We start from the raw sequence: 13797 nt of genomic DNA, 5'->3' as shown, positions 1-13797 counted from the left end.
GGCCTCGTTCCCGCCCGCCATGCGGTGGAGGGTCACGGCGGGTCGAGGGTCCGCGAGGCGGGCAACTGGAACAATTCGCCCATGACAGTCAGGGGAGGTAGTGCGGGGGAGCGGGCGGGGGCGCGGTCCGTCCTGCTGACGCTCGCGGCCGGCCAGTTCCTGATGGCGCTCGACAGCTCCGTCATGAACGTCTCGATCGCGACGGTGGCCGAGGACGTGGGGACGACGGTGACCGGGATCCAGGGCGCCATCACGGCCTACACGCTGGTGATGGCGATGCTCATGATCCCCGGGGGCAAGGTCGGGGTGCTGATCGGCCGCAGGCGCGCGTTCATGATCGGTTGCGCGGTGTACGGCTGCGGGTCCCTGGTCACGGCGCTCGCACCGAACCTCCCCGTGCTGCTGCTCGGCTGGTCGTTCCTCGAAGGGGTCGGTGCGGCGCTGATCCTGCCCGCGATCGTGGGTCTCGTGGCGGGGAACTTCAGCACGGAGCGCCGCGCCGCCGCGTACGGAATCGTGGCGGCCGCGGGGGCCGTGGCCATCGCGCTCGGGCCGCTCATCGGTGGTGTCGCCACGACCTACTTCTCCTGGCGCTGGGTCTTCGCCGGCGAGGTCCTGGTGGTGCTCGTCATTCTGGTGTTCGCCCGCCGCATCGCCGAGGCGGTGAGCGAGGAACGCCCGCGGATCGACCTCGTCGGTGCGCTCCTGTCCGCCCTCGGGCTCGGGACCTTCGTCTACGGCGTTCTCCGCTCGGGGGAGTGGGGCTGGTTCCGGCCGAAGCCGGACGCGCCCTCGTGGCTGGGTGCCTCGCTGACCGTGTGGCTGATGCTGGCGGGTCTGTTCCTGGTCTGGCTCTTCCTCCGTTGGGAAGCCCGGCTCGTGAAGCGCGGCCGGGAGCCGCTCGTCGATCCGGCCATGCTGGAGAACAGGCAGCTCACCGGGGGTCTGACGATGTTCTTCTTCCAGTACCTCGTGCAGATGGGCGTTTTCTTCGTCGTACCGCTCTACCTGTCCATCGCCCTGGGCCTGTCCGCGCTCGCGACGGGCGCCCGCATCCTGCCGCTGTCGATGACCCTGCTGGCGGCCGCGATCCTGATCCCTCGTTTCTTCCCGGACGTCTCACCGCGGCGGGTCGTGCGGCTCGGGGTGCTCGCGCTGCTCGCGGGAGCGATCGCCCTGATGGCCGCGCTCGACGCCGACGCCGGAGCGGAGATCGTCACCGTCCCCCTGCTGCTGATCGGCCTCGGCATGGGCGCGCTGGCCTCCCAACTCGGCTCGGTCACCGTCTCCGCCGTACCGGACCGGCAGAGCGCGGAGGTCGGCGGCGTCCAGAACGCCGTCACCAACCTGGGTGCCTCGATCGGTACGGCACTGGCCGGGTCGCTCATGATCGCCGCGCTCACGGCGTCCTTCCTGACGAGCGTCGAGCAGAACGCGGCGATTCCGGCGGAGGTCAAGAACCAGGCCACGGTCGAACTCGCCAGCGGGGTGCCCTTCGTCTCGGACGCCCAGCTCGAGGCGGCCCTCGACGAGGCGGGGACGAGCCCGGAGGTGGCCGGAGCGGCACTGGAGGCGAACGCCGAGGCCAGGCTCGACGGTCTGCGGGCCGCCCTGGCGATCCTCGCGCTCGCCTCCGTCCTGGCGCTGTTCTTCACCTCGCGGATCCCCCGGACGCAGCCGGGCCGACCGGGCGCATGACGGCGACCCGGCGACCCGGCGTCCGATCGGGCGGGCCAGGAGGCGGAGCCGTCAGGCGCGGCAGCGCAGCATCGTCAGTGGCAGGTTGCCGAGAGCGTCCGCCCAGTAGTCCGCACCGTGCTTGTGCACACCGGCCTCGGAGATCTCGAGCGGGACCCAGGTCACCTCGCTGAACCCGGCCGCCCGCAGGCACTGTTCGTAGACCTCGCGGCGAGGGAGGGTGGAGACGAACGAGACCGGCCCGATCGGCGGTTCGAGCAGCGCCGTGGTCCTCACACGCGGTCCGGCCTCGGCCTCCTCGCCGGTCAGCTCGGTGCGAAAGCCGTACTTGTCCAGGGGCGGCCCGTCGAAGCGGTAGTCGGGCGACTGGCAGAACACGAAGAACTCGGCGCCGGGGACCAGGCTCCGGTGCACGTTGCGGCACATCCGCTCCAGGGCGGCGATGTCCTCGGCGTAGTTGAGCAGCTGGACCCCCAGGGCGACGTCGAAGCGCTCCTCGAGCGGCCGCAGTTCGGCCACGTCACCGACCTCGTAGCGCACGCCCAGCGGGTCGCGCTCCTCCAACTTCTGGGACACGGCCACCATTTCGCCGGAGATGTCGATTCCGAGCACGTCGGTGGCACCGCGCCGCTTGAACTCCCTGCTGTAGAAGCCGGTGCCGGAGGCCAGATCGAGGACTGACTTGCCGCTCACGTCCCCCACCATGGCCAGGAAGCTCGGCACCTCCCCGTACTGCACCAGCGGCAGGGCCTTGAAGCCCTCGAACGCCTCACCGATCTCGTCGTACTGCTGCTTGCTCATCGTGCTGTCCTCCCCGTGCTTGGTCATGTCCTGGCCTCGGCCCCCGTTCTCGGGGCGCGCCGCGGCCTCTGTTGGGCAGTCTCTCCACATCTCGACAGAGCGTCGTACTGGCAGAAACCACAAAGATCCGGACGCCGTCCCGGCTGCGCGTACGAGCGGGTGCAGGAAGTGCAACTCGGCTCGGTGACCCGCGTCACACCCGGCTCCTGTCAGCAATCGGGGCGCTGTCTCGTCAAAGGGGCACGCGAACGAGACAGGAGCAACGCCATGAAGCACCGCATCGTCGTACTCGGCGCCGGATACGCCGGGGCCTTCGCCGCCGGAAACCTGGCCCGCCGGCTCTCCCCCTCCGACACCGAGATCACCGTCGTCAACGCCGCGCCCGACTTCGTCGAGCGGATGCGGCTCCACCAGCTCGCCAGCGGCCAGGACCTCGCGTTCCGCAAGCTCGCCGACGTATTCGCGGGCACCGGGGTGCGGCTGCGCCTGGCGCGTGTCACCGGCGTCGATCCCGAGCGCAGGACCGTCGCCTTGACCGGCGAGGACGGCGACGGCGAGCTCGCGTACGACACGCTTCTCTACGCGCTCGGCAGCTCCGTGGCCCACCATGGCGTCCCCGGCGTGGCCGAGTACGCCTTCGATGTGACCGGCCGGTCCTCGGCGCTGCGTCTGCGCGAGCGCCTGGCCGGCCTGGGCGAGGGCGGCACCGTGCTGGTCGTCGGTGAGGGGCTGACCGGCATCGAGACCGCCACCGAGTTCGCCGAGTCCCGGTCCGACCTCTCGGTCGCGCTCGCCGCCCGCGGCGAGCTGGGCGCCTGGCTCTCCCCGAAGGCCCGCCGTCACCTGCGCCAGGCCTTCGACCGGCTCGGCATCACCGTCCACGAGCACACCGGCATCGAAGCCGTCGAGCCGACACGGGCGATCGCCGCCGACGGTACGTCCATCCCGGCCGACGTGACCGTGTGGGCGGCCGGCTTCGCCGTGCACCCCCTCGCGGCCGCCGGCGGTCTGGAGGTCGCCGAGACCGGCCAGATCGTCGTCGACCGCACCATGCGCTCGGTCTCGCACCCGGACGTCTACGCCGCCGGTGACTGCGCCTACGCGATCGGCGAGAACGGCCGGCCGCTGCCGATGTCCTGCGCCTCGGCCGGCTTCACCAACATGCAGGCGACCGCCGCGATCATCGCGCGCCTGACGGGCAGCGCGGTCCCGACCACCGGGCTGAAGTACCACGGCAACCACATCAGCCTCGGGCGGCGGGACGCGATCTTCCAGATGGTGGACGAGGACGCCCGGTCGAAGTCCTGGTACCTGGGCGGCCGGACCGCCGCGCGGCTCAAGTCGGGCGTGCTCAAGGGAGCCGGGTTCGGCATCGCCCACCCGACCTTCGGCATGCCGAAGCGCAAGCGCCGCCTGGCCACCGCGCCTGACCGGGCCGGTGCGAGGGCCGCCGCATAGGCTGCTCCGCATGGACACCGCAGCCCTCGATCGGTTCGAGGCCAGCCGGGGCCGGCTGGCCTCGCTCGCGTACCGTCTGCTCGGCTCGGCGGCCGACGCCGAGGACGCCGTGCAGGACACGTTCCTGCGCTGGCAGGCCGCGGACCGCGAACAGGTCGAGGTGCCGGAGGCATGGCTGACCAAGGTCGTCACCCATCTCTGCCTCGACCGGCTCCGCTCGGCGCAGGCGCGCCATGAGCGCGCTGTCGGGGACTGGCTGCCCGAGCCGCTCCTCGAGGGGGACCCGATGCTCGGCCCAGCCGACACCTTCGAGCAGCGCGAATCGGTGTCCTTGGCCGTACTGACCCTCATGGAGCGCCTCTCGCCGGTCGAGCGGGCCGCTTACGTCCTGCGCGAGGCCTTCTCGTACCCCCACGCCGAGATCGCCGGGATCCTCGACATCACCGAGTCCGCCAGCCAGCAGCATGTCCACCGGGCCCGTCGCCGGGTCGCCGCCGAGCGCCGCGGCGGCGACGAGGTGGACCCCGCGACCGCGCGCCGGGTCGTCGAGGAGTTCCTCGCCGCCGCCGTGTCGGGGCGCACCGAACGGCTGGTGGCGCTGCTCACGGACGACGTGACGGCGGTCTCGGACGGCGCCGGACTGGCCAGGCGGCTGCTGCGGTACGAGACGCGCGAGCGCATCGCCTCCTACGTGCGGGCCGGCTTCAAGCCCACCCCGGCGAAGCGGCGGCTGGCCGGCGGCTCGCCCGCGATGCATATCGCGCTGGTCAACGGCTCCCCGGCCGTCCTCGCCGTGGTCGACGACCGGGTCGTGGGCGCCGTGGCGTTCGAAGTCAGCGACGGCAAGGTCGCGTCCCTGCGCGGTATCGCGGCCGCGGACCGGCTCGGGCGCCTCAACGAGGCCTGGCGGCGGCACGAACCCGACGCGCCGGTCATCAGCGCATGGTGACCGGAGCCATCGGAATCCAGTGACCTGAATCGGAGCGAGGACGGCGCCTCAGATGGGGAGCGTCCCCGGGAACGCGCCGTGGCCGACGCCCGGTGCGGTGAGGGCCAGCCAGCCGTGGCCGCGCACCTCGGTGTCCGGGCCGACCTCGCCGGGGTCGACCGAGAGGTACCCGCAGGCGGACCGGGCGCCCGTGGTGCCCGCGTTGGGTGGGGCTTCGTCGTACTCGGGGTCGAAGTCGGGGTCGTGGACCGCGAGGGTCTCCCACGGCAGGGGCTCGCCCTCCCATTCGGGGTCGCTCTCGGCGGCGTACCGACGGATCACCCGGCCGTTCTCGGCGACCATCCACACGTCGGCGCCGCCCGCGTCGTCCAGGAAGAAGAACTGGGCCTGGCCGCAATGGACGCTGACCCGCTCGACCGTCTCGATCATGTCGTCCCAGGAGTCGCCGACGAGCAGGTCGAAGGGACCGAAGACAAGGCGCCAGCCGTCCACCTCCGGGGTGACGAAGGCCCGCCCCACGGTGCGGCCGGCGCCGTCCTGCCCGGGTACCCGGATCCCACGGCTCTCCGCCGCGCGGACGCCGGCGGAGACCGTGACGGGCTGCCGGTCGTGCAGGTCCAGGGCCTCGAAGACGCCCTCGTACGACGCCCCGGGCACGGCCATCCAGCAGCCGCTGAGGGTCGACGAGGGGAGCGTCGGGGTCTCGTGCGGGATCTTCACCCGGATCAGCCGCTCGATCGCCGCGCGGTCGCGGCCGTCGAGGGCGTCGGCGCCGCCGCCCGCGACCAGCGCCGCCATCGCACCCCGCCGGATCCTCGGGGACGCGGCCGGGTCGCGACGCAGGGCGCGCAGCCGCGGCCGGAAGGAGTCGTGCAGCAGGCGGGCGTAGTCGGAAGCCGTGTAGGGGACGAGGCGGCCTCGTGCGTAGGCGTCCACCAGGGCCCGCAGTCCGGCATCGGAGTCCGTCCGCAGCCTGAAGAGCCCCCGGAAGCCCTTGCCCGACGTGCCGTAGTTCGGATCGGCGGCCAGGGCCGCGTACTGGTCGGCGGAGCGCTCGTCGAACACCCCGAGGAGCCGGCCCGCCTGCCAGTCCGTCACCTCCTTCCGGCGCCACGCCGCCAGCAGGGCGTCGAAGGCCGGCGGCCCGATGCGCCTCAACACCCGCATGACCGGCTCCAGATCGGCGGTGCGCTGCACACCGGCCAGACCCCGCAGCAGCGTCGGCACCACGCTGTCGGCCTCCGCCGCCAGCCGTACGGCCGCGGCCTCCGCGCGTGCGGCGTCGTCGCTCTCCAGGTCCTCGAGAAGAGATTCGATCTTCATGCGTCAGCACAGTAGCCCCGGCCACTGACCACGCCCTGCGGGGGCCGTCGGCCACAACGTCACGTTCGGCCACCGTGATGTCCGCCGTGGTGTCCGTACGGGTCACCCAGGCGCGGCTCCACGACGGTCATCTCGGGGTGGTACCCGTCGGTCACACGCGTCCCGGGCCGGAACAGCGCGTCGAGCGGCCCGGGCCGGTCGCCAGCAGGTGGGGGCCTCGGACGCGGCGTCGGATGTCTCCGCCGAGGTAGACACGGCCACTGACAGGGCCGCGCGGGGCCGGTCGGGAGGTGGACGACCCATGACGACCGCCTCCCGTGGCTTCCGCCCCGGGCCACCACGCTCCGTCTGCGACACTGGTACCACCATGCCCAAGCCCGGAGAACTCACTTTCGTCGCCCCCCGCGGAGCCAAGAAGCCGCCGCGGCACCTTGCCGACCTCACGCCCGCCGAGCGCAAGGAGGCCGTCGCCGCGATCGGCGAGAAGCCGTTCCGCGCCAAGCAGCTGTCCACGCACTACTTCGCGCGGTACGCCCACGACCCCGCCGAGTGGACCGACATCCCCGCCTCCGCGCGCGAGAAGCTGCAGGGGGAGCTGCTGCCCGACCTGATGTCCGTGGTCCGGCACATCTCGTGCGACGACGACACCACCCGTAAGACCCTGTGGAAGCTGCACGACGGCACGCTCGTCGAGTCCGTGCTCATGCGCTACCCGGACCGGGTCACCATGTGCATCTCCTCGCAGGCCGGCTGCGGGATGAACTGCCCGTTCTGCGCCACCGGGCAGGCCGGGCTCGACCGGAACCTGTCGACGGCCGAGATCGTGCACCAGATCGTCGACGGCATGCGCGCCCTGCGCGACGGCGAGGTGCCCGGCGGGCCCGCGCGGCTGTCCAACATCGTCTTCATGGGCATGGGCGAGCCGCTCGCCAACTACAAGCGGGTCGTCGGCGCCATCCGTCGGCTCACCGACCCCGAGCCGGACGGGCTCGGGCTCTCGCAGCGCGGGATCACCGTCTCCACGGTCGGTCTCGTGCCCGCGATGCTGCGCTTCGCCGACGAGGGCTTCAAGTGCCGTCTCGCCGTCTCGCTGCACGCGCCCGACGACGAGCTCCGCGACACCCTCGTGCCCGTCAACACGCGCTGGAAGGTCCGCGAGGTCCTCGACGCCGCCTGGGAGTACGCCGAGAAGTCCGGCCGCCGGATCTCCATCGAGTACGCCCTGATCCGCGACATCAACGACCAGGCCTGGCGTGGTGACCTGCTCGGACGGCTTCTCAAGGGCAAGCGGGTCCATGTGAACCTGATTCCGCTGAACCCGACGCCCGGCTCGAAGTGGACCGCCTCCCGTCCCGAGGACGAGAAGGCCTTCGTCGAGGCCATCGCCGCTCACGGTGTCCCGGTCACCGTCCGTGACACCCGCGGGCAGGAGATCGACGGTGCCTGTGGACAGCTGGCGGCGTCGGAACGCTGACCTTGTAGTCTGAGCTCGAACATATGCATATTCCGACAGGGGAGCGCCACAGCGCTGAGAGTGCGGCACCGTCAGGCCGCAGACCCTCTGAACCTCGCCCAGGTCATTCTGGGTAGGAAGTTCGGTCGTTACTCGAGCTGTAGCGCCCTGCCCGCGGCCATGATCACGGCCGCGGGCAGGGCCGCGTCTCTTCCTGGACATACCCAGGAGGAATTCCAGTGAGCACGAAGAAGATGGGCGCGGTGGCGATCGCCGCCGCCCTGGGGGTCGCCACCCTCGCCGCATGCGGCGGATCCGAGGAGAAGCCGGGCGGGACGGGTACGGGGACGGGCACGGGTTCGAACAAGACCGTCACCCTCGTCAGCCACGACTCCTTCAACGCCTCCAAGGAGGTCCTGGCGGAGTTCAAGAAGCAGACCGGCTACACCGTCAAGGTGCTCAAGAGCGGCGACGCCGGCGTGGCCGTCAACAAGGAGATCCTGACCAAGGGCTCCCCGCAGGGTGACGTCTTCTTCGGCGTCGACAACACCCTGCTCTCCCGCGCCCTCGACAACGGGATCTTCGTCCCGTACGAGGCGAAGGGCCTGGACCAGGTGCCGGCGGCGGTGCAGCTCGACAAGGAGCACCGCGTCACCCCGATCGACACCGGCGACATCTGCGTCAACTACGACAAGAAGTACTTCGCCGACAAGAAGCTCGCGCCTCCGCAGACCTTCGACGACCTGGCCGAGCCGGAGTACAAGAACCTGCTCGTGGTCGAGAACCCCGAGAAGTCCTCCCCGGGCCTCGGCTTCCTCCTCGGGACCGCCGCGCAGTACGGCGACGAGGGCTGGCAGGACTACTGGAAGAAGCTCAAGGCCAACGGCGTGAAGACCGTCGACAGCTGGGAGCTCGCCTACAACCAGGAGTTCTCCGGCTCCGCCGGCGGCAAGCAGGCGAAGGGGGACCGTCCGCTGGTCGTCTCGTACGCCTCCAGCCCGCCGGTCGAGGTCCTCTACTCGGAGCCGCAGCCCAAGGACGCCCCCACCGGGGTCTCCACCGGCACCTGCTTCCGGCAGATCGAGTTCGCCGGTCTGCTGAACGGGGCGAAGAACCCCGAGGGCGGCAAGGCGCTCATCGACTTCCTGATCTCCAAGAAGTTCCAGGAGGACATGCCGCTGCAGATGTTCGTCAACCCGGTGACGAAGGACGCCGCACTGCCCGAGCTCTTCACGAAGCACGGTGTCGTGATCGACAAGCCGCAGACCATGGCGCCCGAGAAGATCGCCGCGAACCGTGACCAGTGGATCCAGCAGTGGTCGTCGCTCGTACTGAAGTAGTTCCCGACCGCCGGGGAAGCGCGGCGCGGCTCGGCCTGATGGTCCTGCCCGTCGCCTTCTTCGCGCTTTTCTTCGCCTGGCCCGTCGCCTCGATCGTCGAGCGCGGGCTGCGGGTCGACGGGACGTGGCAGTTCGGCCGGTTCGGCGAGACGCTGAGCCGGCCGGAGATCCTCGACGTCCTCTGGTTCACGCTCTGGCAGGCCCTCGCCTCCACCGGGCTGACCCTGCTGATCGCGCTGCCCGGCGCGTACGTCTTCGCCCGCTTCGACTTCCGCGGCAAGGGGCTCCTGCGCGCCGTCGTCACCGTGCCCTTCGTGATGCCGACCGTCATGGTCGGTACGGCCTTCCTGGCGCTCGTCGGGCGTGGCGGGCTCCTCGACGACTGGTGGGGTGTCCGTCTGGACACCACCGTCTGGGCGATCCTCCTCGCCCATGTCTTCTTCAACTACGCCGTCGTCGTACGGACCGTCGGCGGCCTGTGGGCGCAGCTCGACCCGCGCCAGGAGGAGGCCGCCCGGGTCCTCGGCGCCTCGCGGTGGACCGCCTGGCGGACCGTGACCCTGCCGGCGCTCGCGCCCTCCGTCGCCGCGGCCGCGCTGATGGTGTTCCTCTTCACCGCGAGCTCCTTCGCCGTCGTCCAGATCCTCGGCGGATCCACGTACTCCACGCTGGAGACGGAGATCTACCGGCAGACGGTCGACCGCTTCGACCTGACGACGGCCGCCGTGCTGACGATGGTGCAGTTCGTCGCCGTGGGCGTGGTCCTCGCCGTGCACGCCCGGACCGTACGTCGGCGGGAGACGGCACTGAAGCTGGTCGCGCCCGAGCAGACCGCCCGTCGGCCCAGTGGGCTCGGCCAGTGGGCACTCTTCGCGGGCGTCCTCGTCTCCGTCGCGCTGCTGCTCGTGCTGCCGCTCGGCGTCCTCGTCGAGCGGTCCTTCGCCACCTCCCACGGATACGGACTCGACTACTACCGGGCCCTGCAGTCCACGGACCCCTCCGGCACCTTCCTCGTGCCCCTGCTGGACACGATCGGGAACTCGCTCCGGTACGCCGTCGTGGCCACCGCCATCGCCCTCGTCATCGGCGGACTCGCGGCCGCGGCCCTCACCCGGCGAGCCGGGCGGCTCGTGCGCGGCTTCGACGCGCTGCTCATGCTGCCGCTCGGGGTGTCGGCGGTGACGGTGGGCTTCGGCTTCCTGATCACCCTGGACGAGCCGCCGTTCGACCTCCGCGCCAGCTGGATCCTCGTGCCGCTCGCGCAGGCGCTGGTCGGTGTGCCCTTCGTCGTCCGGACGATGCTGCCCGTGCTCCGCGCGGTCGACGAACGACTGCGGGAGGCGGCGGCCGTGCTCGGCGCCTCGCCGCTGCGGGCCTGGCGCGAGGTCGATCTGCCGCTGGTGCGCCGGGCGTTGCTCATCGCGGCCGGGTTCGCCTTCGCCGTGTCGCTCGGAGAGTTCGGCGCGACCGTGTTCATCGCCCGGCCCGACAATCCGACGCTGCCGGTCGCCGTCGCCCGGCTGCTCGGCCGGCCGGGAGAGCTCAACTACGGCCAGGCAATGGCCCTTTCGACGATTCTGATGGTGGTCTGCGCGGTGGCGCTGTTGCTGCTCGAACGGCTCCGCACCGACCGCACCTCCGGGGAGTTCTGATGCTGACGCTCGAGGGCGCGACCGTACGGTTCGGAGAGCGGGCCGTGCTCGACTCGGTGGACCTGGCGGTCGCCGAGCACGAGATCGTATGTGTGCTCGGGCCGAGCGGCAGCGGCAAGTCCACGCTGCTGCGGGCCGTCGCCGGACTGCAGAGGCTCGACGGCGGCCGGGTGCTGCTCGGCGGCACGGACCAGACCGGGGTGCCCGCGCACCGGCGCGGGGTCGGGCTGATGTTCCAGGACCATCAGCTCTTCCCGCAGCGGGACGTCGGCGGCAACGTCGCCTTCGGGCTGCGCATGCACGGCGTGGGCAGGGCCGAACGGGACGAGCGGGTGGGGGAGTTGCTGGAGCTCGTCGGGCTGCCGGGCGCCGGACGGCGCGCCGTAGCCTCGCTCTCCGGCGGCGAGCAGCAGCGCGTGGCGCTCGCCCGCGCCCTCGCCCCACGGCCCCGGCTCCTCATGCTGGACGAACCGCTCGGCCAGCTCGACCGTGGCCTCCGGGAACGGCTCGTGGTCGAACTGCGCAGTCTCTTCGGGCGGTTGGGTACGACGGTGCTCGCCGTCACCCATGACCAGGGCGAGGCCTTCGCACTCGCCGACCGGGTCGTGGTCATGCGGGACGGCGGGATCGCCCAGTCCGGAACCCCGCTGGAGGTCTGGCAGCGGCCGGCCTCCGCCTTCGTGGCGCGCTTCCTCGGATTCGACAACGTCGTGCCGGGGACGGTCAGCGGCGCGGCCGCCGACACCGTGTGGGGCAAGATCCCGGTACCGGACGGATCGGCCCAGGGTACGAGGGAGGTCCTCGTACGCCCGGGCGGTGTCCGCATCGTGGCGCCGGCGGACGGTCTGGTCTGCACCGTCGAGGCCCGTACGTTCCGCGGTACGCATGTCGCCGTCCTGCTGCGCCCGGCCGAAGGCCCGCCCCTGGAAGCGGAGTGCGCACTCCGGGGTGCTCCGGAGGAGGGCGCGGAGGTGGGAGTGACCTTCGCCGCCGACGAGGTCGTGGTCCTCGCGGGGGGCGAGAAGTGACATATCGTCAACAGCGGGTACAGGCCCGGCGGGTCGTCCGCTGGTACGAGCGGGTGGCCCGGCCCAGCGCCAGTCCGTAGAGGCAGAAGCCGCCGTACGCGACCACGACCACCCACGGTGCGTGGTCGCTGATGGAGGCATCGATCACGCCCGTCCACGCCAGGGTGCCCATCACCGTCAGGAAGACGCCGAACGGGACGAGCGCCCCCGTGCCCGCCCACCCCAGGGCCAGCAGCGGTACGCGGGGGAGTCGGCGGCCCCAGGGGCGGGTGAGGGCGAGGGCCAGTGCCATGCCGATCAGGGCGAGTACGGCGGTGACGTCGACGCCGTGGTCGTACAGCCAGAGGCCGAGGTCGCTGGTGTACGTGGGGTCGGCGCCCGGCCGCCCCTCGCCGGTGAAGCCGGGCGTCACACCGAGCGCCCAGGCCGTCTTCAGCGTCGCGTACGGGACGAGGGCCGCGACCGCCACGAGACCGGCCCGGGTGTCCGGTGGCAGAGGGGACGGAGTGCCGGAGCGGCCGCCGCAGTGCGGGCAGGTGCCGAGCGTGCGGCGCCGGTACGCGAGCGCCGCGCAGCCCCACAGGACCGCGCCGAGCACCGCCGCACCCTGGTTCGCCCAGGACGCCCAGTCGATCGCCGGCTGGTTGCGGGACAGGAAGAACAGCAGATGCGTGGGGCTGAGGAGGACGGTGAAGCCCGAGGTCAGACAGAGGACGACGACCGTCCAGGCGGCCGGGGGCGGCCAGCGGCGGCCGGGGCGGCGCAGCATCGCGTACGCGAGGAGGGCGGCGGCCCCGTACAGCCCCGCCGCCGTCGCCTCCGCCGCCGTGCCCGTTCCCTTGCCGAGCAGCGCGTAGCCGAACGCGGGCCCGGTGAGCGCGGCGGCCGCCGCGCCGGTGGCGTACAGCGCGGACCAGAGGAGTGCGGCGCGCCCGGCCCAGGACGGCCAGGCGGAGAGGAGTGTCTTCGAGGTCATGGAACGAGCGTCCCGGCCGTCCGTACGCAGGTCGTCGCCCTGTGGGCGGGTTGCGCTCCGTCGCGCGGCGGAGTGCGGGTGATACGCGATGCGTACGGAGCGGCGCTTGCGCCGACGCCCCCACGGACGACGCCTGGGCGTCGGCCCCCGGCGCCGGCTGCGACCTAGCGCAGGGCGGGCGAGCCGGGTCGCGGATCGGGTGCGGCTTCGGGCTCCGGAGTGGTCGGCTCCTGCGCTGCGTGGCCCTCGGGTGCGCCGAACCAGGCCACCGCCACCGCGCCCACCACCGCGAGGACGAAGCCGAGGACGGCGAGCCAGGCGAAACCGGGGCGCGAGGCGTCGCCCAGCCACCACACGCCGATCATGCCCGGGAGCACCGTCTCGCCGACCACCAGCGCCGCCGTCGCCCCGTTCACCGAGCCGATCTGGAGCGCGACGGTGTGCAGGTACATGCCGCCGATCCCGGCGACGAGGATCGCGTACAGCGCCGGGTCGGCGAGGAGCGTGCCGGGGTCGAAGGGGTCGACGCCGTCCAGGATCCGCACGCCGACGCCCAGCGCGCCGAAGCCGAGCCCGGAGAGCAGACCGGCCAGGATCGCCGCCCGCGCGCCCAGGAGCCGTACGACGACCGTGCCGCCCACCATCAACAGCAGGGAGATCGCGAGCAGCCACCAGTGCGTGGAGACAGGGGTGTGCCCGCTGCCCTCCGGGCCCGCCGCGCTCGCCAGGAGCACCAGCGCGGAGCAGACCACACCGATCGACGTCCACTCCGCGCGGGTGAGCCGGATCCCGAGCAGCCGGACGCTCAGGACCGCCGTGACGACCAGATTCGCGCTGATCACGGTCTGGGAGAGGAACAGCGGCAGCATCCGGGCCGCGAGCGCGCCGAGACCGAAGCCGACGAAGTCCAGGATCGTGCCGACGACGAACTCCCAGGTCATCGCCGCCTTCGCGGTGGAGGACAGGCTCGGCCCGCCGTGCTCCGTGAGCCGGCCCGCCGAGCTCGCCGCGGCCGCCTCGCGGCGGGCGGACTTGCGCGAGCCGACGGCCTGGAGGACGGAGCCCGTGCCGTAGCAGATCGAGGCGGCGATGGCGGTCAGCAGTCCTATGAGCACCGAG

At 72.1% G+C, this 13797-nt stretch carries 11 protein-coding genes and 1 riboswitch; of the genes, 7 read left to right on the top strand and 4 right to left on the bottom strand.

Annotated features, from left to right (window positions below):
- Positions 1 to 81: 81 nt before the first annotated feature.
- On the top strand, positions 82 to 1698 hold the full coding sequence (locus tag ACFV9D_RS26610) for an MFS transporter (RefSeq protein WP_385151190.1): 1617 nt from the start codon (positions 82 to 84) through the stop codon (positions 1696 to 1698).
- A gap of 51 nt (positions 1699 to 1749) precedes the next feature.
- Here ACFV9D_RS26610 and ACFV9D_RS26605 read toward each other — a convergent pair whose 3' ends face one another.
- Positions 1750 to 2499 carry a class I SAM-dependent methyltransferase gene (locus ACFV9D_RS26605; protein ID WP_385151381.1) on the bottom strand — a complete coding sequence of 250 codons (750 nt, stop codon included), beginning with the start codon at positions 2497 to 2499 and terminating at the stop codon, positions 1750 to 1752.
- 267 nt (positions 2500 to 2766) lie between these two features.
- On the opposite strand from ACFV9D_RS26605, the gene ACFV9D_RS26600 reads away from it, so the two are divergent.
- Both ACFV9D_RS26600 and ACFV9D_RS26595 read left to right on the top strand, forming a co-directional pair.
- Positions 2767 to 3957, top strand: coding sequence for an NAD(P)/FAD-dependent oxidoreductase (locus ACFV9D_RS26600; RefSeq protein WP_385151187.1), 1191 nt, complete (start codon positions 2767 to 2769; stop codon positions 3955 to 3957).
- Between the two features lie 10 nt (positions 3958 to 3967).
- The gene (locus ACFV9D_RS26595) at positions 3968 to 4906 is read left to right on the top strand and encodes a sigma-70 family RNA polymerase sigma factor (protein WP_385151184.1); all 939 of its coding nucleotides are present in this window, start codon (positions 3968 to 3970) and stop codon (positions 4904 to 4906) included.
- Between the two features lie 48 nt (positions 4907 to 4954).
- On the opposite strand, the gene ACFV9D_RS26590 is transcribed toward ACFV9D_RS26595, so the two are convergent.
- Positions 4955 to 6229 carry a hypothetical protein gene (locus ACFV9D_RS26590; protein ID WP_385151181.1) on the bottom strand — a complete coding sequence of 425 codons (1275 nt, stop codon included), beginning with the start codon at positions 6227 to 6229 and terminating at the stop codon, positions 4955 to 4957.
- 367 nt (positions 6230 to 6596) lie between these two features.
- On the opposite strand from ACFV9D_RS26590, the gene rlmN reads away from it, so the two are divergent.
- The 4 genes from rlmN to ACFV9D_RS26570 all read left to right on the top strand — a co-directional run bounded on the left by rlmN (position 6597) and on the right by ACFV9D_RS26570 (position 11702).
- Positions 6597 to 7703, top strand: a complete 1107-nt coding sequence (rlmN, locus tag ACFV9D_RS26585) for a 23S rRNA (adenine(2503)-C(2))-methyltransferase RlmN (protein WP_385151178.1) — start codon at positions 6597 to 6599, stop codon at positions 7701 to 7703.
- Between the two features lie 27 nt (positions 7704 to 7730).
- Positions 7731 to 7840, top strand: a riboswitch (TPP riboswitch).
- A 96-nt stretch (positions 7841 to 7936) separates the two neighbouring features.
- Positions 7937 to 9022, top strand: a complete 1086-nt coding sequence (locus tag ACFV9D_RS26580; protein ID WP_385151378.1) for a thiamine ABC transporter substrate binding subunit — start codon at positions 7937 to 7939, stop codon at positions 9020 to 9022.
- A 38-nt stretch (positions 9023 to 9060) separates the two neighbouring features.
- Entirely contained in the window at positions 9061 to 10674 is a 1614-nt protein-coding gene (locus ACFV9D_RS26575; protein ID WP_385151375.1) for an ABC transporter permease, read from the top strand.
- Positions 10674 to 11702: an ABC transporter ATP-binding protein gene (locus ACFV9D_RS26570; RefSeq protein WP_385151175.1), complete on the top strand. Its 1029-nt coding sequence runs from the start codon at positions 10674 to 10676 to the stop codon at positions 11700 to 11702. The genes ACFV9D_RS26575 and ACFV9D_RS26570 overlap by 1 nt, the downstream gene beginning before the upstream one ends.
- A 7-nt stretch (positions 11703 to 11709) precedes the next feature.
- On the opposite strand, the gene ACFV9D_RS26565 is transcribed toward ACFV9D_RS26570, so the two are convergent.
- Positions 11710 to 12678, bottom strand: a complete 969-nt coding sequence (locus ACFV9D_RS26565) for a hypothetical protein (protein WP_385151172.1) — start codon at positions 12676 to 12678, stop codon at positions 11710 to 11712.
- 164 nt (positions 12679 to 12842) lie between these two features.
- Entirely contained in the window at positions 12843 to 13793 is a 951-nt protein-coding gene (locus ACFV9D_RS26560; RefSeq protein ID WP_385151169.1) for a hypothetical protein, read from the bottom strand.
- Positions 13794 to 13797 lie beyond the last annotated feature (4 nt).

This window comes from Streptomyces sp. NPDC059875 (assembly GCF_042731085.1).
Taxonomy (GTDB): domain Bacteria; phylum Actinomycetota; class Actinomycetes; order Streptomycetales; family Streptomycetaceae; genus Streptomyces.
This window is presented reverse-complemented; position numbering and strand designations above follow the sequence as displayed.